The 24,419-nt window shown below is 64.6% G+C and carries 19 protein-coding genes and 1 tRNA gene; 9 read left to right on the top strand and 11 right to left on the bottom strand.

Translation table 11 applies throughout. The features are described from left to right. Positions 1–105: 105 nt before the first annotated feature. From AC1DGP_RS21205 to AC1DGP_RS21195, 3 genes are all read right to left on the bottom strand, one after another. On the bottom strand, positions 106–603 hold the full coding sequence (locus AC1DGP_RS21205; RefSeq protein WP_476832511.1) for a hypothetical protein: 498 nt from the start codon (positions 601–603) through the stop codon (positions 106–108). 55 nt (positions 604–658) lie between these two features. Further along, positions 659–1,828 (bottom strand): DUF937 domain-containing protein, encoded by a 1,170-nt coding sequence (locus AC1DGP_RS21200; RefSeq protein ID WP_476832510.1) that lies wholly within the window; start codon positions 1,826–1,828, stop codon positions 659–661. Positions 1,829–2,441: 613 nt separating this feature from the next. Next, on the bottom strand, positions 2,442–3,341 hold the full coding sequence (locus AC1DGP_RS21195) for a LysR family transcriptional regulator (RefSeq protein WP_476832509.1): 900 nt from the start codon (positions 3,339–3,341) through the stop codon (positions 2,442–2,444). 127 nt (positions 3,342–3,468) lie between these two features. Here AC1DGP_RS21195 and AC1DGP_RS21190 point away from each other — a divergent pair, with 127 nt between their 5' ends. From AC1DGP_RS21190 to AC1DGP_RS21170, 5 genes are all read left to right on the top strand, one after another. Then, on the top strand, positions 3,469–4,473 hold the full coding sequence (locus tag AC1DGP_RS21190; protein ID WP_476832508.1) for a hydroxyacid dehydrogenase: 1,005 nt from the start codon (positions 3,469–3,471) through the stop codon (positions 4,471–4,473). Between the two features lie 49 nt (positions 4,474–4,522). Next, the gene (locus AC1DGP_RS21185; RefSeq protein ID WP_441490912.1) at positions 4,523–5,491 is read left to right on the top strand and encodes a Bug family tripartite tricarboxylate transporter substrate binding protein; all 969 of its coding nucleotides are present in this window, start codon (positions 4,523–4,525) and stop codon (positions 5,489–5,491) included. A 350-nt stretch (positions 5,492–5,841) separates the two neighbouring features. Then, complete coding sequence (locus AC1DGP_RS21180) at positions 5,842–6,297, top strand: tripartite tricarboxylate transporter TctB family protein (RefSeq protein WP_441490913.1); 456 nt, start codon at positions 5,842–5,844, stop codon at positions 6,295–6,297. Positions 6,298–6,300: 3 nt separating this feature from the next. Continuing rightward, entirely contained in the window at positions 6,301–7,815 is a 1,515-nt protein-coding gene (locus AC1DGP_RS21175) for a tripartite tricarboxylate transporter permease (protein WP_476832507.1), read from the top strand. 212 nt (positions 7,816–8,027) lie between these two features. Beyond that, positions 8,028–8,702 carry an RraA family protein gene (locus AC1DGP_RS21170; RefSeq protein ID WP_476832506.1) on the top strand — a complete coding sequence of 225 codons (675 nt, stop codon included), beginning with the start codon at positions 8,028–8,030 and terminating at the stop codon, positions 8,700–8,702. Positions 8,703–9,013: 311 nt separating this feature from the next. On the opposite strand, the gene AC1DGP_RS21165 is transcribed toward AC1DGP_RS21170, so the two are convergent. Together AC1DGP_RS21165 and recJ are read right to left on the bottom strand one after the other, a co-directional pair. Beyond that, positions 9,014–9,088, bottom strand: a tRNA-Glu gene (locus tag AC1DGP_RS21165). Positions 9,089–9,219: 131 nt separating this feature from the next. Continuing rightward, positions 9,220–11,022, bottom strand: coding sequence for a single-stranded-DNA-specific exonuclease RecJ (recJ, locus tag AC1DGP_RS21160; protein WP_476832505.1), 1,803 nt, complete (start codon positions 11,020–11,022; stop codon positions 9,220–9,222). 116 nt (positions 11,023–11,138) lie between these two features. On the opposite strand from recJ, the gene AC1DGP_RS21155 reads away from it, so the two are divergent. From AC1DGP_RS21155 to AC1DGP_RS21145, 3 genes are all read left to right on the top strand, one after another. After that, positions 11,139–12,794: an FAD-binding dehydrogenase gene (locus AC1DGP_RS21155; RefSeq protein WP_476832504.1), complete on the top strand. Its 1,656-nt coding sequence runs from the start codon at positions 11,139–11,141 to the stop codon at positions 12,792–12,794. A gap of 225 nt (positions 12,795–13,019) precedes the next feature. Then, the gene (gene aspT, locus AC1DGP_RS21150) at positions 13,020–14,693 is read left to right on the top strand and encodes an aspartate-alanine antiporter (RefSeq protein ID WP_476832503.1); all 1,674 of its coding nucleotides are present in this window, start codon (positions 13,020–13,022) and stop codon (positions 14,691–14,693) included. Next, a complete protein-coding gene (locus AC1DGP_RS21145; RefSeq protein ID WP_476832502.1) occupies positions 14,579–16,024 on the top strand; it encodes a bifunctional aspartate transaminase/aspartate 4-decarboxylase in 1,446 nt (481 codons plus the stop codon). The genes aspT and AC1DGP_RS21145 overlap by 115 nt, the downstream gene beginning before the upstream one ends. Positions 16,025–16,292: 268 nt before the next feature. Here the strand turns inward: AC1DGP_RS21145 and AC1DGP_RS21140 are convergent, their stop codons facing one another. Both AC1DGP_RS21140 and ilvD read right to left on the bottom strand, forming a co-directional pair. Continuing rightward, positions 16,293–16,847 carry a hypothetical protein gene (locus AC1DGP_RS21140; protein ID WP_441490920.1) on the bottom strand — a complete coding sequence of 185 codons (555 nt, stop codon included), beginning with the start codon at positions 16,845–16,847 and terminating at the stop codon, positions 16,293–16,295. Positions 16,848–17,023: 176 nt separating this feature from the next. After that, the gene (ilvD, locus tag AC1DGP_RS21135) at positions 17,024–18,697 is read right to left on the bottom strand and encodes a dihydroxy-acid dehydratase (protein ID WP_441490921.1); all 1,674 of its coding nucleotides are present in this window, start codon (positions 18,695–18,697) and stop codon (positions 17,024–17,026) included. A 120-nt stretch (positions 18,698–18,817) separates the two neighbouring features. Here ilvD and AC1DGP_RS21130 point away from each other — a divergent pair, with 120 nt between their 5' ends. After that, positions 18,818–19,711: a LysR family transcriptional regulator gene (locus AC1DGP_RS21130; RefSeq protein WP_476832501.1), complete on the top strand. Its 894-nt coding sequence runs from the start codon at positions 18,818–18,820 to the stop codon at positions 19,709–19,711. A 227-nt stretch (positions 19,712–19,938) separates the two neighbouring features. On the opposite strand, the gene glpX is transcribed toward AC1DGP_RS21130, so the two are convergent. From glpX to AC1DGP_RS21110, 4 genes are all read right to left on the bottom strand, one after another. Then, positions 19,939–20,934 carry a class II fructose-bisphosphatase gene (glpX, locus tag AC1DGP_RS21125; protein ID WP_069881040.1) on the bottom strand — a complete coding sequence of 332 codons (996 nt, stop codon included), beginning with the start codon at positions 20,932–20,934 and terminating at the stop codon, positions 19,939–19,941. A gap of 63 nt (positions 20,935–20,997) precedes the next feature. After that, positions 20,998–22,344, bottom strand: a complete 1,347-nt coding sequence (locus tag AC1DGP_RS21120) for a homoserine dehydrogenase (RefSeq protein ID WP_441508366.1) — start codon at positions 22,342–22,344, stop codon at positions 20,998–21,000. A gap of 330 nt (positions 22,345–22,674) precedes the next feature. Further along, positions 22,675–23,106: a hypothetical protein gene (locus tag AC1DGP_RS21115; RefSeq protein ID WP_476770311.1), complete on the bottom strand. Its 432-nt coding sequence runs from the start codon at positions 23,104–23,106 to the stop codon at positions 22,675–22,677. A 77-nt stretch (positions 23,107–23,183) separates the two neighbouring features. Then, positions 23,184–24,404, bottom strand: a complete 1,221-nt coding sequence (locus AC1DGP_RS21110) for an LL-diaminopimelate aminotransferase (RefSeq protein ID WP_441490925.1) — start codon at positions 24,402–24,404, stop codon at positions 23,184–23,186. Positions 24,405–24,419 lie beyond the last annotated feature (15 nt).

Genomic DNA, 24,419 nt, shown 5'->3' with positions numbered 1-24,419 from the left:
CCGCCCTTCGAAAGGGCTCATGGGCTGCGCCGCCGTGCAGCGCTCCCTGGCAACTCAGTCAATCTCCTATCTCATTCACGCATGCGCTTGTGTGATGCGTCTCACTCAAGCGGCGCTCAGCGCCTTTGCCACATCGGTCAGGGTGGCCTTCTCCGCCGCGCTGACCTGGGTTCCCCCAAACCCCATGAAGCCGCCTTCGCTCGAGGCCTCCGCCACCGTTTCTGCCACATGCGAGAGCCATGTCTTGAATGCAGGAGCTTCGGTCGGGGCCTTGGCGTCGACGATTTGCGCTACGCGCGTCAGCATTGCCAGAATGCTCTGCTTCGCATCTGCCGGGGTCTTTCCTGCCAGTTCGGCGCGAAGCGACGCGCGTGCCTCGCCGCGCCCTTCCGAGCTCTCCATGTCGGCAACAATGGCTTTCGCAAGCTCGCCCGCGTCCGCGTCGCTCCTGGCGCTCAGAAGCGCACGCCCGCTGGCCAGGCTCTCCTTGAACACGCCCCACAGCCCGTTAGGCTCGGCAAGCGTGACCGCCATGCCGGCCAATAGCGGGCTGCCCAGGATCAATTTCCATTCATCTGCTCCAAAGTTCGCCTTGATCGCCATCACGGCCTCCTGCGCTCGGCGCGCTATCGAAACATCACAAACGGCCTGCCTCGCGCTAGGCCCGCGCCAGCGCGTCGAGATTCGCCCGCACACCATCGATCGTCGGCTTGGCGATCTCGGCCACGCCGGGGATCGCCAGCACCTTGGTGAACAGGTCCTCCAGCGACGGCCTGACGGCGCCGATCAAGGCCGTCAGCGCGGAGCGGCTGCTGGCAGGTAGCTGACTGGCCACGCCGTTGACCTTGTCGAACTGGGCTGCCGCGCCCTGCAACCGTGGCAGCGCCGCCTTTGCCGAGGCCGCGTCCGTAACGCCCTTGAGCGTGCTTGCGAGCCCATCAATCGCCGTTTGAATCTCGGTCCCCACGTTTACGCCGCCGGCAGTCACGTTCTGCAGGGACTGCAGCGCTTGTGTTGCCACGGCGCCTGCCTGTCCAATAGTGGTTTGAGCCGGCAGCACCGGCTGAGTTGCCACAGGCCTGGGCTGTTCAACGACGACGGGCGCATGACGCCCGAAGAACCACCAGCCAACCGCAAGCACTGCAAGGATCGGCAAGGCCCATGTCAGCCACCCCGGCATCCCACCGGTTCTCGCCTGTGCCGCTGCACGATCGGCCATGGCGCCGGTCGTGGACGCTGTCGACCTTGCAGTGTCCGCGACAGTGCTCGCGCCACTGCCGACAGCGCCGAGAAGGCCAGCTTTGCCAAGCATGTCAGCAAAGCCCGCGGGCAAGGCAGCCGAGATGTTCGCCCTCTGCGAAGTCAACATCTGGGCGAGGCCTGAGGCATCCAATCCCGCCGCCGACTTCTGTTGCCCCAGTGCTCCCATCACGACCGGCGTCAAAAGGCCAAGCAACGAGGAGCTTGCCCCGCCGCCGAGGCCCGCGAATTTCGAGATCGCGCCAGCAAGTCCGGACATCACCGAACCTCCGAGGAGCGAGGAGAGCATATTCGTACCGCTGTCGGCGACTGTCTTCTGGTCAGAGCCGCCGATCATGCTGGCGAGACTGTCAAGCATTCCCGGCTTCTGCTGCGAAACCGTGTCGAACAATTTGCGTGATCCCTCCGGCGTGGATGCGACACCCGTAAGCGTCGCCAGCAAGCCGGGGACAGCGGCGTTGGTCGCCTTGCCAACCGAAGACTGGTCCACGCCCAATGATGCAGCCAGCTTGGACATCAGATCAGGCGACAGGAACTGCATGATGATTGATACGAGATTGATGCTCATGGCGGGTTACTCCGCTGAAGTAGGCGCATGAACACGCCAATACGAGAAATTTCTGCAGGTTATATCGTCGTATAAGATTGAATTATTTCAATTTACTGTCGGAAATTTGGCCTCAAGCGAAGTATGGATACGGAATTGAGACCGATAAACGATCGTCACTACCGAGAAAAGGCACTGCGCCTGATCCCGGACGAGCAGCTCGGCAGGGATGTTATTACAGAATGAGGGTGCTCTTTTCTCTGATGAGAACTTACGGCACAAGTATCGCTCAAGCGTCATTCCAATCGGCAACAGGCACGCGGAATGGCAACTGCGCAGCAGTATCAGCGCTCGGCGAGATTACACCCTTGCAGGCTTGGCCGCAATTAAGAAGACCTGACTGCTCGCTGATCGGTTCGCAGCGGACCAGCGGCCAGCAGTGGGGCGAGTTCCCCCAGCGTTCATGAACGCATAACCTCGGGTGTCACTCCGGTCGTCGCGGAATGCGCCTCCACGTGAGTCAGTCACTGTGAGATGCGGCCACGTCCAACGGTCTAGCCCCCTCGCAGCGGAGGCTCCCTTCGGCACCCGGATGAGACCGATCGGAATGAGTGCCGCACGAATGGCGTTCCCCTCACGCGCCGCCGAGAGGGCCCAGGTCGCGCGCGATCAGGCTATAGAGCGCCTGTGCCGCCGGGGTCAGCGTTTCCCCGTGCCGCCGGATCACGGAGACTGGCCGGTCGATGACGGGGTCCACCAGCGGGATCTGGGCGAGGTCCGGGCGCAGGTTCTCGACGATCGAGGCGACCAGGATCGCCACGCCCAGACCTTCGGACGCCAGCCCGATCGCGCTCGAGAAGTACTCGACGACGAACTTGGTCCTGACCTCGATGCCTGAGCGGGCGAGCTGGGCTTCCATGAGCAGCCTGTTGCCGCTGCTGCCGCCGAGCGTGATCAGGTCGAAATCCGCAAGTTCTGCCCAGGCTATGGCCGCTTTTCCGGCGAGCGGGTGGTCGGTGCGGCAATAGGCGACGAAGGGATCGCGAACCAGGACCTCGTTATGGAGGTCCGGCTGGTTCGGCGGCTGCACATGCAGGCCAAACTCCGCCTGGCGTCGGCGCACTGCTTCGATGACCAGAATGCTGGTCCGGTCGAGGATCTCGACGCGATTATGCGGATGCTGCACGGCATAGGTCCGCAGAATGCGCGGCAGGCGCCCATACATCAGCGACGGTACCGAGGCGATCGCGATGTCGCCTGTAGAAAAGCGCGAGATCGACTTCAGCCGGTCGAAGGATCGGCCGACCTCGTCGACCATGCGCTTGGCCTCCGGCAGGAACTCCCGGCCGATGCTCGTCAGCGCCACCGTGCGGGTCGTGCGGTCCAGCAGCTTGAGGCCGACATGACTCTCGAGCCTTTGGATGCGGCGCGTCAGCCCGGTCTGGGTGACATGCAGCTTTTCGGCCGCCTTGTTGAAGCTGCCGAGCTCGGCGATCTGGATGAACGCCTCGACCCCGTCGATCGGATGTTTCATGCGGAAAGATCATCGATATATGTCATTATTTCAGCATACGAGTGGCTGCCCATCGGTCAATAGTGTTGGGGAAGGCGCGGCACCTGGCATCACCCGGGGACAGAAAGCGCCACGAGGAAACGCACCGATGATCGATACCCGTGTCGCCACGCGTGGCAGACGCGTGCTTGTCACGCATGACCGATTGGCCGAAGGCGCCATCCAGCTTCTCAACGCCCATGACGTCGATGTCTTCTTCTCGCCCGCCTATGCCGCGCCGGATCTCGTGGCCCAGCGGGTTGCCGAGCTGCAGGTCGATGCGCTGATCGTCCGACAGGGCCGCGTCGATGACACGATCATCGCCGCCTCGCCCAGGCTCAGGGTCATCGCCAAGCACGGTGTCGGCGTCGACAACATCGATCTTCACGCGGCGGCATCGCGGAATATCCCCGTCATTCGCGCCATGGGCTCGAATTCGCGCGCCGTTGCCGAACACACTATCGCGCTGTCGCTGGCGTTGTTGAAGGACATTCCTCGCCTCGATCGGGCCGTGAAGGGTGGCGAGTGGCCGAAGCCTAGTTTCCTGGGGCGGGACATCGCCAGCACCGTGATGGGCCTTGTCGGCTTCGGCGCGATCGGCCAGGAGGTCGCGCGGATCGCCACCGGGCTTGGCATGCCCGTGATCATGCACGACCCCCATGCCCAACGCGAGATCGCGCAGTTTGGAAACGGGGGCAATCGTGATCTGGAAAGCCTGGTCGCGGAAGCCGATATCGTCAGCTTGCATTGCCCGCTGACCAACGCGACGCGAAATCTCCTCAATGCGGAGCGCTTCGGCCTGATGAAGCCGACATCCTTCGTCGTCAACACGGCGCGCGGTGGCCTGATCAGTGAGCCGGCTCTCTTTGAGGCGCTGCGCGAGGGCAAGATCGCCGGGGCCGGTCTCGACAGTTTCGCGCTCGAGCCGCCAGCCAAGGACAATCCGCTCTGGACTTTGCCCAACCTGATCGTGACCCCGCATATCGCCGGCGTGACACAGGGTTCGGCCAAAGCCATGGCAGAAATCGCGGCCCAGCACGTCATTTCCGTGCTGGACGGCAACGCAGCCGATGCACGCAGCCTGGCAAGGCTCGCGGAACTCGCTGCGGAATGAACCTGGCGCACGAAGCCGGGCAAACAGAAACAACCGGGAGGAGACGAACATGAGGATTGCCTACAAAGCCCTCGCGGGACTGGCGCTATCGGCGCTGACGTCGGTGGCGCATGCGCAGCAATATCCGGACAAGGCCATCCGGATGATCGTGCCATTTCCTCCCGGCGGCGGGACCGATGTCGTGGCCAGGGTCGTGGCGGCCAAGCTCAGCGAAACGACCGGCTGGACGGTGGTGCCCGAGAACAAGCCCGGCAGCGGCGGCAGCGTCGGCCTAGGCCTGGCCGGCAAGGCCAAGCCCGACGGCTATACGATCGTGCTGGCGCAGAACGCCAACATGGTCATCAACCCAATCCTCGGAAAGGCGAACTACGACCCGATCGCGGATTTCACCCCGATCGCGCTCACCGCGTCGGCGCCGCAGGTGATGGTCGTCGCCAAGGATTCGCCGATCAAGTCGGTCAGGGATCTCCTGAACACGGCAAAGGACAAGCCCAACGCCATTAAGTTCGCGACGCCCGGCGTCGGAACCAGCTCGCATCTTGCCGGCGAGTTGCTGCAGCAGCGGACTGCGGTGAAGTTCCTGCACGTGCCCTACAAGGGCACAGGGCAGGCCGTTCCCGATCTCCTCGGCGGGCGCGTCGACGTCTATGTCGCCTCGGTGCCCTCGGCGATGTCTCATATCAAGGAGGGCACGATGCGCCCGCTCGCGATCTTCGCGAAGGCCCGCAGCTCCGACCTGCCGGAGGTTCCGACCTTCGAGGAGCTTGGCGTCAAGGATTCTGAGGCCGTGACATGGTGGGGCGTGGCCGCCCCCGCCGGCACGCCTCACGCGATCGTCGCGCGCCTGAACACCGAGATCAACAAGATCCTGCAGATGCCGGACACGAAGGAGAAGCTCAGGGCGGCTGGCGCCGAGGCGATCGGCGGCACCGCACAGGAGTTCTCCGCCCTGATCAAATCGGACGTGCCGAAATGGACCGCGGTCATCAAAACCGCCGACGTCAAGGCTGACGACTAGGGCCGGGTTGGCGGCGGCCATTGCCTTGCGCTCGGGATTGCCGGCGCCGCCTGCACTCTCGGGCGCCTGCCCGAAAGGCGGCTCACTGCGGCATCGATCAGCGCCTGTTCCGGTGTTCAGGGGCTGGCAGGTCGCAATCGGCGCGGTGAAGCAGCCATTGCGAGGTCCTGAAGGTCGGGCCTGAACTGCCGTGACACTCTGCAGCCAGACCAAGATCCTCGGATTGGCTCGCCCGGCAATATAGGGCCGGGACCATCCGGGAATGAGGCCTTTGGCTGCCGGGTTTGCGCCAAGGCGTGGCCCCGAAAGCCCGCTCGTTGCGACCCCGATGCCGGAGCATGGAGATCCTGATGAAATCGGATGTGATGAGAAACAAGGATGTCCTGTCCGGGCTCCTATTCATGGGCCTGGGTTCGATCGCGCTCCATATCTCGCTCGATTACCGCTTCGGCAGCACGGTGCGGATGGGGCCGGGCTATTTCCCAAAAATCCTGAGCGGCCTGCTGATCGCGTTCGGCGTCGCCATCCTGATCAAGGGATTGAGGCAGGGCGGAAACCTGGCCGGTCCATGGTCCTGGGCTCCGCTTTTCCTCCTGACCCTGGCCATGGTGCTGTTCGGCTTCACGATCGAGCGCCTTGGGTTCCTGCCCGCGCTGGCGCTCATGTTCCTGGTCGCGGCCTATGCCGGCAACGAGTTCAGGCTGCGCGAAGTCTTCGTGCTGACCGCCGTGATGAGCTCTTTCGCCGTGATCGTCTTCATCTGGGGCCTGAAGCTGCCCTATCCGCTCTTCGCCTGGAATTTCTGAGCCATGGAGATGCTCGAACATTTCGCGCTCGGGTTCGGCGTCGCCATGACGGTCCAGAACCTGACCTATTGCCTTCTGGGCGTCGCGCTCGGAACGCTCATCGGCGTGCTGCCTGGGGTCGGGCCGCTGGTCACGATCTCGATGCTGCTACCGATAACCTTCGGGCTCCCCCCGGTCTCGGCGCTGATTATGCTGTCGGGCATCTATTATGGCGCCCAGTATGGCGGGTCCACCACCGCCATCCTCGTCAACCTGCCGGGTGAAACGTCGTCGGCCGTGACATGTCTCGACGGCTACCAGATGGCGCGGAACGGCCGGGCCGGGGCAGCGCTCGCCACGGCTGCTATTTCGTCCTTCGTTGCCGGCTGCATCGGCACGCTGCTGATCGTGCTGCTCGGTACGCCGCTCGCGGGATGGGCGCTGCAGTTCGGCGCGCCTGACTATTTCTCGCTGATGGTGATGGGGCTCGTTTCGGCATCGGTGCTGTCGCATGGCGACATGCTCAAGGCGCTTGCCATGGTTGTCGTGGGCTTGCTCCTCGGCCTTATCGGCACTGACGTGAACTCGGGCATGGAACGATACACGTTCGGCCTGCCCGAACTTGCCGACGGCATCGGCTTCACGGTTCTGGCGGTCGGCATATTCGCCTTGTCGGAAGTCGTGATGAATCTGGAGCAAAAGGAAGAGCGCGGCATCTTCAAGGCGAATATCGCCGGACTTATGCCAAGCCTGTCCGATCTGAAGGCGATCACCCTGCCGACCCTGCGCGGGACCGCGATCGGTTCGTTCTTCGGCATCCTGCCGGGTACCGGCCCTTCGATCTCGTCCTTCTCGGCCTATATGCTCGAGAAGAAGCTGGCACGGGATCCCTCGCGCTTCGGTCAGGGTGCGATCGAGGGCGTCGCGGCTCCCGAGGCTGCGAACAATGCCGCCGCCCAGACGGCCTTCATACCGACGCTCACGCTGGGAATTCCCGGAAGCGCCACGATGGCGCTGATCCTTGGCGCGCTCGTGATGAACGGCGTCCAGCCGGGACCGACGGTCATGACCCGCAACCCGGAGCTGTTCTGGGGCGTCATCGCCAGCATGTTCATCGGAAACGTCATGCTGGTGGCGCTCAACCTGCCGCTGGTTGGAATCTGGGTGCGGCTGCTGAGCGTGCCTTATCGCTGGCTCTTCCCGTCGATCATCATGTTCTGCGCGGTCGGCAATTACAGCATCAACGGCAGCGCGATCGACGTCTATCTCTGTGCCGGCATCGGCGTGCTCGGCTACGTCCTGGCCAAGCTCGACTGCCCGCCTGCGCCCCTGGTGCTCGGCTTCGTGCTCGGCCCCCTGATGGAAGAGAGCATCCGTCGCGCTCTGCTCCTGTCGCAAGGCGATTTCACGGTCTTCCTCACCAGCCCGATCAGCCTCGGCTTCCTCATCGTGACGATGCTGCTTCTCGGCAGCATGGTCTTACCCGCGATCCGCCGGGGCAAGGAGCGCGTCGACCGCGAAGAGGCCGGCGCCACATAGAGCAAGCCGCGAAAAAGTAGCAACGGTTTTTCGCAGCATGCATGCTCTAAACTATTAGATTCGATCACGTTTTCTGCGTTTGGACGATTTCGTCCAAACGCAGCGTGATCTCGCCGGCCTCACCCGTCATTGCCCCGAATGGGGCAATCCCTCGGCGCCACCACGAATGCATATCGACCCGGCTGGCTGGCGCGGACAGCAAAGGAAAGCTCATGCTCGGATTTCGAATTCTCAAGCGTCGCCGCCAGGTCGACAGCAGCCTCGTCGCGCGTTTCCGCGCGTTGCCGGTGGCCAATGTCAGCGATTCGATGTCGCGGATGACGGCGGGCGGCGCTTCGCTTCGCCCGCTTCATCGCGGCGGCGTCATGGCCGGGCCGGCCATCACCGTCAAGACACGCCCCGGCGACAACCTGATGATCCACAAGGCGCTCGATCTCGCCGCCCCCGGTGATGTCATCGTCGTGGATGCGGGTGGCGATCTCACGAACTCGCTGATCGGCGAACTCATGATCTCGCATGCGCAGACGCGTGGCATCGCCGGCATCGTGCTCCACGGAGCAGTGCGCGATGCCGCCTGGATCCGCGAGAACGACCTGCCGATCTTCGCAGCGGGCATCAGCCATCGCGGCCCCTACAAGGACGGGCCGGGCGAGATCAACGTTCCGATCTCGATCGAGGGCATGGTGATCGAGCCCGGCGATCTCGTCATTGGCGATGACGACGGCATTCTCTGTGTGCCCTTCGACCACGCCGACGCGATCTATGAAGCCGCGCGCAAGAAGCACGAGGCGGAAGAAAAGAAGATGCTGGCGATCAAAGAGGGCAAGGACGATCGGAGTTGGATCGATGCAACTCTTGCCCGCCTGGGATGCGCCATCGAAGCCTGACAGCGGCAAGCTGCACCCGCGTCGTCATCCCCCGCGGTCGGCTCGTCCGCCTGGGGAGATGACGCCGTTCGTTCCCGGCGACGAGCCGATGGTCACGAGGACGGGCTCAGTGGCTCGTATCTGAGATCAACAATAGAATCGTCTCACGAAGGGGAAGCGACGGCACGGCCCTCTCCTGCTGCCCACGCGCTGCGTCGGCGACCTGACACGATGCCTCTGCAGCACGGTGCAAGGGGGCATCGTAGGCACATCCCGGCCGCCCTTCAGCGAATATCCCGATTTTTCAGATATTTAACACCCCATAAGGAGTGTGGCGCGGCCTACGGGAGTCGAACCCGTCTCCCCAGCGTGAAAGGCTGGTGTCCTAACCGATAGACGAAGGCCGCAAGGCTTCGGTTGCAATTCGTTGCAACCCATCGGAAGCGGGGCGAGCTATAGTGCGACATTCCCGGATCGGCAAGCCTGAGTTTGGCAAATTCTCGACGCCAGATAGCAGTCATGCACAGGCCAGATGGGCTCACACCACCCGGGCAAGATCGATCACCCGCACTTCCACGGTTTCCTTGCCGCCCCAGCGGTTAAGGGTGAGGCTTGCGGCCAGATGCACGCTTTCGCCGCGTGCGGCCAGTAGCGCACGGCCCAGCGGTTCCTGGGCCACGCGGAAGGCAATACCGCCGATCGTGGCGCCATCGCCGCTGCGGAGCTTGATCCTGACATGGCCGCCGCTGCCGATCTCGACGGCATCGACCAGGCGATGCGAGGGAAAGACGAAGACGGGCTCGGGGCAGCCGGCGCCATAGGGGCCGGCCTTCTCGATTTCCGCCAGCAGGCGGGGATTGGCGCCGCCCGCGCTCATCGCCGCATCGACGAGCAGCGATTCCGATTCGCGCGCCTGGGCGACCTCCGGAGCGAGACGTTCGGCGAGAAAGGCATGGAAGGCCGTATCCTGCCCCGGGGCCAGCGTGACGCCGGCTGCCATGGCGTGGCCGCCGCCTTTCACCGCAAGCCCCGCGTCCACCGCCTGCCTGACGGCGCGGCCGAGATCGACGCCGGCGACCGAACGGCCCGAGCCGGTCGCGCCGCCCTCCCCGTTCTGCGCCAGCGCAAAGGCTGGGCGGCGAAAACGCTCCTTGAGGCGCGCCGCGACGAGACCGACGATGCCGGGATGCCAGTCGGCCGAACGCGCCAGCAGGACCGGCAGGTCCTCAGCTTTCGTCAAGGCGTACTCGGCCTGCGCCACCGCCTCCTCGACGGCGAGCTTCTCGATCTCCTGCCGCTCCTGATTCAGGCGGTTGAGTTCGGCGGCGATGCTGCGCGCCTCGATCTCGTCGGCAGTCATCAGCAGCCGCGCGCCAAGGCCGGCATCGCCGATGCGTCCACCCGCATTAATGCGCGGCCCGAGCAGGAACCCGAGATGCCAGGGCTGGACAGGGCCATCGAGCCCGGCGACGTCGAGCAAGGACGCGAGGCCCGCCCGCGTGCGGCCGCGCAGCATCGCGATGCCCTGCCGGACGAAGGCGCGGTTCAACCCCTTGAGCGGCACGACATCGGCAACGGTCGCAAGTGCGACGACATCAAGCGAGGCGAGCAGATCCGGCTCGGCGCCACGCTGCGCCCAGAAGCCCTGCCGACGCAGTTCTCGGGCGGTCGCGACCAGCGTCAGGAAAACGACCCCGGCGGCGCAGAGATGGCCGAGCCCCGAGAGATCGTCCTGCCGGTTCGGATTCACCAGCGCCTCGACCTGCGGAAGCTGTTCAGGCGCCTGGTGATGGTCGAGCACGACGACATCCAGGCCGAGCCGGCGCGCTTCTGCCAGCGGTTCATGGCTGGTCGTGCCGCAATCGACCGTGACGAGCAGCGTCGCCCCCTCGGTGGCCAGCATGCGGATGGCTTCGCTGTTGGGGCCGTACCCCTCGATCAGCCGGTCCGGAATGTGAATGCGCGGCCGGGCGCCGGCATCGCGCAGAAAACCCGCCAGCAGGGCGGAGGAACAGGCGCCGTCGACGTCGTAGTCCCCGAAGATCGCGACGGCCTCTCGTGTTGCAACCGCGTTTGCCAGGCGCGCGGCAGCCGCATCCATGCCGACCAGGGTCGAGGGGTCGGGCAGGAGATCGCGCAGCTTCGGCTCGAGATAGCGCATGGCATCGGCAGCCTCGACGCCGCGGCCGGCAAGCACGCGTGCCACGATATCGGGGAGCCCTTCGACCTGCGAGAGGGCCTCGGCACGGCCGAGCCCTGCGGCATCGAGCCGATCACGCCAGATGCGGCCGAGCGCCGAGCTGGTGACACCGAGAAAAGGGCGCTGGGCAATCATATTCATACCCAAGGGGTTCGCGCAGCCCGGGCCATTCGTCAACCGGGGCCGGGCCGCCTTGTCGCCGCAGACGGTGTCGCCATAGTGGTTGCGGGGGAAATGGCCTGGCGAAGGGGCTGATCATGCCGCTCGATGCAGATGTCATCGTCATAGGGGCAGGCCTCGCCGGCCTCGTCGCCACGGCAGAGCTTGCCGATGCCGGGCGCAGGGTCATCCTGCTCGACCAGGAGCCGGAACAGTCGCTCGGCGGGCAGGCCTTCTGGTCCTTTGGCGGGCTCTTCCTGGTCGATTCGCCGGAGCAGCGCCGGTTACGGATTCACGACTCACGTGAGCTTGCACTGCAGGATTGGTTCGGCTCGGCCGGCTTCGATCGCGACGAGGACGAGTGGCCGCGGCGCTGGGCAAAAGCCTATGTCGATTTCGCAGCCGGCGAGAAGCGCAGCTGGCTGCACCGCCAGGGCATCCGCTGGTTTCCCATCGTCGGCTGGGCCGAGCGCGGCGGCTATCTCGCAACCGGGCATGGCAATTCGGTGCCGCGTTTCCACGTCACCTGGGGCACCGGCCCCGGTCTGCTCGAACCCTTCCTTCGACGCGCGCGCGAGGCTGCGGCAAGCGGGCTGGCTTCGCTGCGCTTCCGCCATCGCGTCACCGGGCTGACGAAGAGTGCAGGCGCGATCGACGGCGTCGAGGGCGAAATCCTGGAGACGAGCGGGGTCAGACGCGGAGAGGCGAGTTCCCGCGGCATGGTGGGCCAGTTCACGCTGAAGGCCCAGGCCGTGATCGTCTGTTCGGGTGGCATCGGCGGCAATCATGACCTCGTGCGGCGACACTGGCCTGCGCGACTGGGTACGCCGCCGAAGCGCCTGCTGTCGGGCGTACCGGAGCATGTCGACGGCAAGATGCTCGGGGTCACCGAAGCGGCCGGCGCGCGCCTGATCCATGGCGACCGGATGTGGCACTATGTCGAGGGCATCCGGAACTGGAGCCCGGTCTGGCCGAAGCACGGCATCCGCATCTTGCCCGGCCCCTCCCCGTTCTGGTTCGACGCGCGCGGCAACCGACTGCCTGTGCCGCTCTTTCCCGGCTTCGACACGCTCGGAACGCTCGAGCACATCATGAAGACCGGCTTCGACTATTCCTGGTTCGTGCTCGACCGGAGCATCATCGCCAAGGAGTTCGCGCTTTCCGGTTCGGAGCAGAATCCCGACCTTACCGGCAAGAGCTGGCGCAAGGTGATCGAGCGCGCCACTGCCGGCATTCCGGGTCCGGTTCAGGCGTTCATGGACAAGGGCGAGGATTTCATCGTCGAGGCGGAGTTTTCGCGCCTCGTCGCGCGCATGAATGCCCTGACGGGCGACAACCTGATCGACGAGGCGCGTCTTCGCGCCGAGATCGAAGCACGCGACCGCGAGGCCGACAGCGCCTTCGGCAAGGACCTGCAGCTGACGGCTCTGCGCGGCGCACGCGCCTATATCGGCGACCGGTTGATCCGAACCGCAAGGCCGCACCGCATCCTCGATCCACGGCACGGCCCGTTGATTGCTGTGCGCCTCAACATCCTGACGCGCAAATCGCTGGGCGGGCTTTTGACCGACCTGTCTTCGCGCGTGCTCGGAGACGATGGATCGCCTCTGGCCGGCCTCTATGCGGCTGGCGAAGCGGCCGGGTTCGGCGGTGGCGGGCTACACGGCTATCGTGCACTCGAAGGAACCTTCCTTGGCGGCTGCCTGTTCTCGGGCAGGATTGCCGGACAGGAAGCAGCGCGCGCGGTTCGCTGAGTAGCGCCGGCGACCTCGCCCTGAGCGACATGAGTCAGCAGCGTCCCGGCCAAATTTAGAGAAAAGCGAGAAGAACAGCGACATTCCTCGCTCTTTAGACATGTCGTTCCGCAAACATAGGGCAGATGCAGGGCCCTCATGCCGTTCCGGCACTTTTAGCTTGCAACCGTAGTCGAAGCTGCGAAGTTCCTCAGCGGAAGACTTTGTCGATACCAAGGAGGCTCCGTGTCCTGGGTTCACTCTGTCCTGAACCAATCCCCCGAGATCGCGCTCTTCTTGTCGCTGGCGATCGGATACTGGATCGGCAAGTTCCAGTTCGGGAAATTCCAGCTCGGCGGCGTCGCCGGCTCTCTGCTTGTGGCGGTCGTGATCAGCCAGGTCGGCGTCTCCATCGACAACGGCATCAAATCGGTCCTTTTCGCCCTGTTCATCTACGCGGTCGGTTTCGAAAGCGGACCGCAATTCTTCCGCTCGCTCGGCCGCCAATCGATCCGCGAGATCGTCATGGCGGCGGTCCTCGCCCTCACCGGCCTGGCGACCGTCGTCGTGCTGGCGCGGGTGATGGGGTTGGACAAGGGCCTCGCTGCCGGCATCGCGGCCGGTGGACTGACCCAGTCGGCCATCATCGGTACCGCGAGCGCCGCCATCGGAAAGCTCGGCCTCGCAGCGGAAGAGGTGCAGCGGCTGCAAGGCAATGTCGCGGTCGGCTACGCTGTCACCTATATCTTCGGCTCGTTCGGCGCGATCATCGTCTGCGTCAACGTCCTGCCCTGGCTGATGGGACGGACCATCCGCGACGACGCGATCAAGGCCGAGACCGAGCTTCTGGCCGGCGCCAAGATTTATGGAGCCGGCGAACATGCCGCTGCTCCCGATCTCGTCGGACGGATCTTCCGCATCGAGGCCGGAGCCGGCAAGACCGTCGAAGACCTGGAGGCGAGCGCCCCGTCCCCCGTCAGCATCGAACGCGTCAAGCGCGGCGGCGCCTTGATTGCGGTGCAGCCTTCATTGCCGCTGACGGCCGGCGACATCGTCCTCGTCATCGGCCGACGGGTCGGCGTCGTCGGGCTGGCTCCCAAGTTGGGGCCCGAGCTGCAATCCTCGGAAGGCATGGATGTCATCGTCGTCACGCGCGACGTCGCGATCACCAATCCCGATTTCGTGCGCAAGACAGTCGCCGAAATCAATGCGGCCACCGCGGGGCAGCTCCGCCACGGCATCTATGTCATCGAGGTCAAGCGGGCCGGCAAGCCGATCGTCCTGAAAGGCGACACGATGATCGAGCCTGGCGACGTCGTCACCCTCTACGGCACGTCGGACGATGTGCAGCGCATGGCACGGATCGTCGGCAGCATCATCCTGCCCAGCGACAAGACGGATTTCGTCTTCCACGGCTTCGGCCTCGTCGTCGGCCTGCTGATCGGTCTTCTGGTCGTTCGCATCGGCTCGATCCCGCTGACGCTCGGCAGCGGCGGCGGCGCCCTGCTCTCCGGCCTCGCCTTCGGTTGGTATCGCAGTCGCAACCTGACGGTCGGCAACATGCCGACGCCGGCCTCGACCCTGCTGCGGGATCTCGGCCTCGCCGGGTTCGTCGCGGTCGTCGGGCTGCAATCGGGCCTGCAGGCGGTCAGCACGGTCCTACAAAGCGGCGTCTCGATCTTCATCGCCGGGGTCATCGTGACGATCCTGCCGCTGATCATCACCATGCTGGTTGGCCGCTACATCCTTCGCTACGACAACACGGCCATTTTCGCCGGTGCCCTTTCCGGCTCAGCTATTCCTACATGCAGAACGGCGTTGGCGGGTTGCCCAAGATCGCGGGCATCGAGGGCCGCTTCGAGCGCTTCACGGCCGAGCATCGCGATCAGCAGGGCGTCGTCTTCCTCGGGCGCGCGCTGAGCTATGTCCGCGACCAGCTCGGTCTTTCAGCCTCGGATTTCCTGCATGAGATGGTCGAAGGCATCCTGGGCAGCAATTACCCCGTGCCGCCGCGGATGCTGAAGGTCAGCGAGGACATCGTCCGGCAATACATCGTCAAGGAGATGATCGGCGGCTTCCTGCCGGCGGCGAGCATCGATCTCTTTGCCGTCGAAGGCGGAACCGCCGCGATGACCTATATCTTCAACACGCTGAAGCAGAACGGCCTGCTCAAGCGCGGCGACAAGGTCGCCATCGGCCTGCCCGTGTTCACACCCTATATCGAGATCCCGGAACTCGACGAATACGGGCTGGAAGAAGTCGCGATCAACGCCGACCCCAAGCAGGACTGGCAATACCCGGACAAGGAGCTCGAGAAGCTCAAGGACCCGGCGATCAAGGTGTTCTTCTGCGTCAACCCGAGCAACCCGCCTTCCGTCAAGATGGACGACCGTAGCCTGGATACGGTCGCGCGCATCGTTCGGGATCACCGGCCCGACCTCACCATCCTCACCGACGATGTCTATGGGACCTTCGCCGATAATTTCCGCTCGCTCTTTGCGATCTGCCCGCAGAACACCATGCTGGTCTACTCGTTCTCGAAATATTTCGGTGCGACCGGCTGGCGGCTCGGCGTGATCGCGACGCACAAGCAGAACATCTTCGACGATCAGCTCGCAGGTTTGCCAGAGTCCACCAAGGTCGCGCTCGACAAGCGCTACGGCTCGCTGCTTCCCGATGTGCGTTCGTTCAAGTTCATCGATCGGCTCGTCGCCGACAGCCGCACCGTTGCACTCAACCACACGGCCGGCCTGTCGACGCCGCAGCAGGTGCAGATGGTGCTGTTCTCGCTCTTCGCGCTGATGGACGAGGGCGATAACTACAAGACCGAACTCAAGACGCTGATCAGGCGGCGCGAAGCGGCGCTCTACCGCGAGCTCGGGCTTCCGCCTGAAACCGGGCCGAATGCCGTCGACTACTACACCTTGCTCGATCTCGAAGACATCGCGCGCAAGCTGCACGGCCCCGAATTCGCGGCCTGGGTGAAGGATCGCGCGAGCGCCGGCGACCTTCTCTTCCGCATCGCCGACGAGACCGGCATCGTGCTCCTGCCCGGTCGCGGTTTCGGCACGCAGCAACCGGCAGGTCGCGTCTCGCTCGCCAATCTGAACGAGTTCGAATACGCCCGGATCGGCCACGCCTTGCTTGGCATGGCCGACGAATTCTATGCGGAGTTCAAGAAGAAGGGCGGGAAACCAGCCAAGGCCAAGGATTCAGCCGCGAAGAAGCCAGGCAAGAAGAAGAAATCCTGAACCCGATCGCACGCTAAATCATCGGACCGGATATCGTATCCGGTCCGATGATCTAACCTTCTGCGTTTGCATAGGCTTTCCCGAAAACCGCAATCCACTTTTCGGGCCGATGCTTTAGGCCATCGGCCGCATCATCCCTCACCGCAACGTTCGGTTTTGGATGATGCGGCCGGATGGGTCCGGATAAATTCCGTGATGTTTTCCTGTTCGGGAACGCCGATCGGAGACGGGGCCTCACGGCGAACCGCAGCGCCAGCCGAGTCAGCGATCAAGGGCCGATCACGGTTCCCCGGGCCCGGCCACCGGAGACGCGGCAGGAGCAGCCCGTGCCGACCAATCCCGCGTCGATCAGCGCGCAGGTCCTGACCGGCGTCGCGCAATAGCCGCCGACATCGCTCGAGACGGGCGTGGAATAGGCAGGGTAGCTATAGGAGTAAGCATAAGGAGACTCGTACGGATACGAATAGTCGTATCCGTAATACGGGTAGGCAGCCGAGGCCGCGATCGCCGTGCCGGCAACGAGACCGGCCGCGCCCCAGCCATAGCCGTAACGGGAGTAACCCCAGCCGCGACGCCAGCCCCAGTAGTTTCCTGCCCGCATATAGGGTCGGTTCCAGCCGCCTCTCCAGCCGACGCCGCGATATCCGTACCCTCCAGGCCGGAACCCGACGCCCCGCCCGTACCAACCGCCGGCGCGCATGCCACCATGCCAGCCGCCGCCATGGAAGCCCCCTCCGCCGTATCGTCCCTGGGCGGATGCATCGTCGACAGCGACAGTGACAAGGGGAAGGACTGAAGCCGCAAGAAGTAGGATGTGGCGCATGGCACGCTCCCGCGACGGAACACACCACAATCATAGCGCGAAGGAGGTGGCCGGGGATCCCTCGGACGGCACACGTTTCAGCGATTGCACGAATACGCGGCGAGCAGGCTGAATGAAGAATGGCCGGGACGAGCCCGGCCATCATCAAAGGCGTTCCTTCGGAACCTCCTTCGGAATTATCCCGTCACCGCACCCTCGCTGGCGGAGCGTGCGAGCGCCGAATATTTTGCCAGCACGCCGCGCTTGTAGCGGGGCTCCGGCTGCGTCCAGGCAGACCGCCGGCGTTCGATCTCGGCCGCGTCGACATCGAGCTGCAGGAGCAGCTTGTGAGCGTCGATCGTGATCTGGTCGCCTTCGTGGACGAGCGCGATCGTGCCGCCCTCGAACGCCTCGGGCGTGACGTGGCCCACGACCATGCCCCAGGTGCCGCCGGAGAAGCGGCCATCCGTGATCAGGCCGACGCTGTCGCCGAGGCCACGGCCGATGATCGCCGAGGTCGGAGCCAGCATCTCAGGCATGCCCGGCCCGCCCTTCGGCCCGAGATAGCGCAGGACCACAACGTCGCCGGGGCGGATCTTGTCGGAAAGGATCGCCTCCATCGCCGATTGTTCGTCCTCGAACACCCGAGCAGGACCGCTGATGACGGGGCTCTTCAGACCCGAGATCTTGGCAACCGCTCCGCCCTCCGCGAGATTGCCCCTGAGGATGGCGAGGTGGCCTTCCTTGTAGAGCGCCCCGCTGATCGGGCGGATCACCTCCTGCGAGGCCCGCGGCACATCCGGCACATCGGCCAGCTCTTCCGCCATGGTGCGCCCGGTGATGGTCAGGCAATCGCCATGCAGGAGCCCGGCGGTGAGCAGGACTTTCAGCACCTGCGGGACACCGCCGGCCTGATGCAGATCGACAGCCATGTATTTGCCGGAGGGCTTGAGGTCGCAGATCACCGGAACCTTGCGGCGAACGCGCTCGAAATCGTCCAGCGTCCACTCCACCTCGGCGGCGTGGGCGATCGCCAGATAATGCAGCACGGCATTGGTCGAACCGCCGGTCGCCATGATCAGCGCGACCGCGTTCTCGATCGACTTGCGGGTGACGATATCGCGCGGCTTGATGCCCTTCTTCACCGCCTCGACCAGAACGCGGGCCGATTCAGCGGTGCTGTCGACCTTCTCCTGATCGGGATTGGCCATGTTGGAGGAGTAGAGCAGCGACATGCCGAGCGCTTCGAACGAAGAGCTCATCGTGTTTGCGGTATACATTCCGCCGCAGGAACCGGTCGTCGGGCAGGCGTTGCGCTCGATCCCGTCAAAGTCCTCCTGGCTCATCTTGCCGGCCATGAAGGCACCGACCGCCTCGAAGGCCGAGACGATCGACAGATCCTCACCCTTCCATTTTCCCGGCTTGATGGTGCCGCCATAGACATAGATCGCCGGCGCATTGGCACGCAGAATGCCGATCATGCCGCCCGGCATGTTCTTGTCGCAGCCGCCGAGGACGAGCACGCCGTCCATCCACTGGCCCTGCACCGAGGTTTCGACGCAATCGGCAATGACCTCGCGGGAGACCAGGGAGTATTTCATGCCCTCGGTGCCCATCGACATTCCGTCCGAGATCGTCGGCGTGCCGAATACCTGCGGATTGCCGCCGGCTGCCTTGATCGCTGCGATCGCGGCGTCCGCCAGCGGCTGCAGGCCGGCATTGCAGGGCGTGATCGTCGAATGCCCGTTGGCGATGCCGATCATCGGCTTGTCGAAATCGGCCTTCTCGTAACCCAACGCGTAATACATCGCGCGGTTCGGCGAGCGGGCGATGCCCTGGGTGATATTCTTGGAACGTTCGTTGAAGGGCATGGGCGTGTGCTCCCGGTCGGCGGCAGTCAGAGGTGACGAGGCAGTTTTAAAGCCACTCCAATCTAATGAGAAATATACTTTTCTATCGCCATTAGGTCGCAGGGCATATTAGAGGATCCCATGGACCTCCGTCAGCTCCGCCATTTTCTCTCCGTCGCAGAAGAGCTGCATTTCGGCCGGGCTGCCGAGCGCCTGGGCATGACGCAACCGCCCCTGAGCCAGTCGATCCAGGCCCTGGAGAGTGAATTGGGCGTGCAACTCTTCGTGCGGACGAAGCGCAGCGTCGCCCTGACGCCCGTCGGCCAGGAATGGCTTGTTCACGCACGTGCCGCTCTCGACAAGGCCGCGGGGTTGCCGGAAACCGCCCGCCGCCTCTCGCGCGGCGAACTCGGCAGCCTGCGCCTCGCTTTCGTCAGCACGGCCGATTACAGCGTGCTTCCCGGGATGGTCAGCCGGTTCCGGCAGAGTTTTCCTCATGTCGCGGTCTCGCTGCGCGAGGCAACCAGCGACATCCAGATCGAGGCGGTGCTGACCGACGAGATCGACGTCGGCATGATCATCGCCCCCGACCGCAAGGCCCTGCAGGCCACGCTCAATTATCGCCCGCTCCTGCGCGAGCCCTTGGTCGCCGCTGTTCCCGAGGCCTGGATCGCGGCCCGCCGCCCGGGTTTCACCGCCGAGACCTTGCGCGCCGAGGCGATCATGGCCGCGCCGCTCATCCTGTTTCCGCGCCATATCGCGCCTGCATTCCACGACATCGTGTCGGGCTACTTCGCCGTGCATGGCGCGCCCCTTGCCGTCCATCAGGAGGCGATCCAGATGCAGACGATCATCGGGCTCGTCGCCGCCGGCATGGGAATCGCGCTGGTGCCGCAATCCATGACCAACCTGCGCCGGCGCGGGGCGCATTACCTGCCTCTGCAGGATTCCGCTCCGGAGATCGAAACCGGCCTGGTCTGGCGCGCGGCCAACAGCTCGCCGACGCTGCAGCGCTTCCTCGAGATCGCGTCCTAACGCATTGGCCCGAAAAGTGGATTTCGGTTTTCGGGAAGGCCGATGCAGCCACGGAAGGTTGGATCATCGGCCGGATACGATACCCGGCCCGATGGTCCAGGCGCCGTTCCTGCAAGGATGAGCCTGCTCCCGCGGCGCGGCTAAGCTGCCCCCCAAACAGCAACGGCCGGGACATGCCCGGCCGTCGTTCGAAATCCTGTCCTGGCGGGGCGCTCGGCCTCGCCGTCTCAATCGAGCTTGAACTTGCCGAATTCGCGGTGCTCGCCATAGATGCGGCGGACGGTGCCGGTGATCGAGCGGTAGACGATGGTCTCGGTCTCGATCACGTCCTTGCCGAACTTCACGCCTGACAGCATGCCGCCGTCGGTAACGCCGGTGGCAGACACGATGACGTCGCCCGAGGCCATTTCGGACATGTCGTATTTCTTGTTCGGATCCAGGACGCCCATGCCATGGGCGCGCTTGCGCTTCTCCTCGGTGTCGAGGATCAGGCGCCCCTGCATCTGGCCGCCGACGCAGCGCAGCGCAGCCGCCGCCAGCACGCCCTCGGGCGCGCCGCCAATGCCCATATAGATGTCGATGCCGGTCTTGGCAGGCTCGGTGCAGAAGATCACGCCGGCGACGTCGCCATCGGTGATCAGGCGGATCGACGCACCGGTCTTGCGGATCTCCTCGATCAGCTTGGCATGGCGCGGACGGTCCATGACCAGTGCGCTGATCTCATGCGGCTTCACGCCCTTGGCCTTGGCGAGCGCATGGATGTTGTCGGTCGGCGACGCGTCGAGATCGATGACGCCCTGCGCATAGCCGGGGCCGATCGCGATCTTGTCCATGTAGACGTCGGGCGCATAGAGCAGCTTGCCGGCTTCAGCCATGGCCATGACGGCGATGGCGCCGGGCATGTCCTTGGCGCAAAGCGTCGTGCCTTCGAGCGGATCGACGGCGATGTGGACCTTGGGCCCGTGCCGGTTGCCGACCTTCTCGCCGATGAAGAGCATCGGGGCTTCGTCGCGCTCGCCCTCGCCGATGACGATCTCGCCATCGATGGGCAGGCGGTTGAGCTCGCGGCGCATGGCATCGACCGCTGCCTGGTCGGCTGCCTTCTCATTGCCATGGCCGCGCAGGCGCGCTGCGGAGACCGCTGCACGCTCGGTGACGCGGACCAGTTCCATCGACAGATAGCGCTCGATGATATGGGATGAGGCGATGGTGAGTTCGGACATGAGGCTCCCTCGAACTATTCAGCAGTCGGCAATCGGCAGGTCGGACACGCAGGCGCCGAAGGCCTATTCCCGTTCAATCCTTATCACCTGCGGCGGTTCAGCAATGTGACCGTCGGCGGTGACCTTTTCGAGCGCGTCGCGGATCGCCGACTCGCTGGTGGCGTAGGTGATGAGTACGACCGGCACCGGCGCTCCGGAACGCCCCGTCGGGTCCCGGGTGGCGGCGGCTTCCGAACGATGCTGGACGATGCTCTCGAGCGAGATATCGGCCTGCGCCATGCGGGTGGCGATGGCTGCGGCGGCACCCGGCCGATCCGCAACCGCGAGGCGGATGTAATAGCCGCCCTCATGACGCTGCATCGGCGTGCGCGCCGGCTGCTCGAGCCGCGAGACCGGAAGGCCGAAGGGCAAGCCCGAGGTGCCGCTCGCGACATCGGTGATATCGGCGACGACGGCAGACGCCGTGGGATCGCCACCGGCACCGGGACCGACCAGGGTCAGTTCACGGACCGCGTCGGCATCGATCGTCACCGCATTGGTAACGCCCATGACCTGCGCGATGGCGGAGGATTTCGGCACCATTGTCGGGTGCACGCGCTGTTCGATTCCGGTGCGAGTGCGCTCGGCGACACCGAGCAGCTTGATGCGGTAGCCGAGCTCGTCGGCCATCTTCAGATCGAGCGGCGCGATCGAGGAAATGCCTTCCACATGAATCGCTTCGGCGTCGATCTTCACCCCGAATGCGAGGCTGGTCAGAATGGCGAGCTTATGGGCTGTGTCGTAACCCTCGACATCGAAGGTCGGGTCGGCCTCGGCATAACCGAGACGCTGGGCATCCTTGAGGCAGGCCTCGAAGGTCAGCCCCTCCAGCTCCATGCGCGAGAGGATGTAATTGCAGGTGCCGTTGAGGATGCCATAGAGCCGCGAAACATTGTTCCCGGAGAGCGCCTCGCGCAGCGTCTTGACCACCGGAATACCGCCGGCGGAGGAGGCTTCGAACGCAAGCGCCACGCCCTTCTCTTCAGCCAGCGCGGCAAGCGCGACGCCGTGATGCGCAAGCAGCGCCTTGTTCGCCGTCACCACCGATTTGCCGGAGGACAGAGCGGCCTCGACCGCAGCCTTGGCGACGCCGTCCGAACCGCCGACGAGTTCGACGAAGCAATCGATCTGCGACGAGCGCGCCAGCTCGACCGGATCGTCGAACCAGGTGTAGCCGGTGAGATCGATGCCGCGATCACGGGTTCGGTCGCGGGCCGAAACGGCCGTCACACGCACGGCGCGGCCGCAGCGGGCCGCAATGGCGTTTTCCTGGCGGTTGAGGATGCGCAGCACCGAAGCGCCGACCGTGCCAAGGCCGGCGACACCAACGCGCAAGGGAGCAGGACCGGGTGAGGAAGCGAGCGTCGTCATGCCGTCGGGGTCGCACGCGACAACGGGCGAGTCAACGGAGCGGATGCGCGGTTCGGTACGAAGCCTGGCGCGACGCGCGCAGTTTCTCAGCTCAGGAACGGGAAGCGATCAAGGACTCACGGCGGACACAACATGTGCGCTGATTCGCCCTTCGAGCTCGTCGGTCGATGCCATGGCGCGCTCCTGTAAGACAGGACGTTCGATCTGGGGCTGGATCGAGCCGCATCCGGTCATTCAGCGCGTATCCAGGCTGAAGAACCGTACGCTGGAGCGCGTGACTGCGAAACGGATATCAAACGGCTGGAGGCTGGTGCGGGCTTGGGTCGCTGGTCAGTCGAACCGGCAGACGACCTCGGCTGCGAGCCGTTTCAGCTTGCCATCGGCAAAGGTCAGATGCAGCCGCAGCAGCTGATTGCCGAAGGCCGTGGTCTTGATGGTGTGCAGCGCTTCCAGCGTCGGTCCGGTCCAGGTCGTCGCGTTCTCGACTACGGGGCGCCAGAACCAGGCGGCAGGCGGCACAATGCTGATCGTGCCCAGGCGCTGTTCGGCTTCGGCCTGTTCCAGCCCCAGGGGGAAATAGCGCGCGGCAATCTCCGTCGCGTCCCGGCCGCATTCGTTGGAGCGAGTCGCGGTGAGAATATCGGACACCAGCGGCGAGTTCGTCTGCGTGTTGCGTCCGCGCGAGTAATCATAGGTGACGACGAGGCAGACCAGCGCGAACAGGCCAAAACCGATGCCGATCAAACGGCCTTTGCTGAACATGCCGAGCCCCTGCCCTCAACTGCAAGACCGATGGCGGCGCGTCTGCGCCGGCCATCGCGCACTCGTCTTAGCTCAGCTTACCCAGCTTTGGATATCTGGATGACGTTGTGAAGCGTTTGATCCGCGCCCTTGAGGAAGCGGCCGATATTCCGGGCCGCCTGCCGGATGCGCTGCTCGTTCTCGACGATGGCGATGCGGACGAAATCGTCGCCATGTTCGCCAAAGCCAATGCCGGGCGCGACGGCGACCTCCGCCTTCTCGATCAGCAGCTTCGAGAACTCGAGCGAGCCGAGATGGCGGAACTTCTCCGGGATCGCCACCCAGGCGAACATCGAGGCCTGCGGTGCGGGGAAGTCCCAGCCGGCCTTGCCGAAGCTTTCGACAAGCGCGTCGCGCCGCTTGCGATAGATCTCGCGCATTTCGCGGATGCAATCGTCCGGGCCATTCAGGGCGGCGGCTGCGGCAACCTGGATCGGCGTATAGGCGCCGTAGTCGAGATAGGACTTGACCCGCGCCAGCGCCGCGAGCAGGCGCTCGTTGCCAACGGCAAAGCCCATGCGCCAGCCGGCCATCGAGAAGGTCTTCGACATCGACGTGAACTCGACCGTGACGTCCATGGCGCCCGGCACCTGCAACATCGAGGGCGGCGGGTCGTTCTCGTCGAAATAGACCTCGGCATAGGCGAGATCGGACAGCAGAATCAGCTCGTGCTTCTTCGCGAAGGCGACGAGGTCGCGGTAGAAATCGAGCGAGGCGGTATAGGCGGTCGGGTTCGCCGGATAGCAGGTCACGAGTGCGATCGGCTTCGGCACCGAGTGGATCATCGCCCGCTCCAAGGCGGGGAAGAAGGCCGGAGTCGGCTCTGCGGGAACGGAGCGGATGACACCGCCTGCCATCAGGAAGCCGAAGGCATGAATCGGATAGCTCGGATTCGGCACGAGCACGACGTCGCCGGGGCCGGTGATCGCCTGCGCCATATTGGCGAAGCCTTCCTTCGAGCCCAGTGTCGCGACCACCTGGGTGTCGGGGTTCAGCTTCACGCCAAAACGGCGCGCGTAATAATGCGCCTGGGCGCGGCGCAGGCCGGCAATGCCCTTTGAAGCGGAGTAACGGTCCGTGCGCGGCTTGCCGGCGGTTTCGACCAGCTTCTCGATGACATGTTTCGGCGCCGGCAGATCGGGATTGCCCATGCCGAGGTCGATGATATCGACGCCCTTGGCTCGTTCGGCCGCCTTGATCTTGTTGACCTGTTCGAAAACATAGGGCGGCAGGCGTTTGATGCGATGAAAATCGGTCATTTCGAACATGTCCCT

It is taken from the genome of Allobosea sp. 05T433 (assembly GCF_056396065.1).
This window is presented reverse-complemented; position numbering and strand designations above follow the sequence as displayed.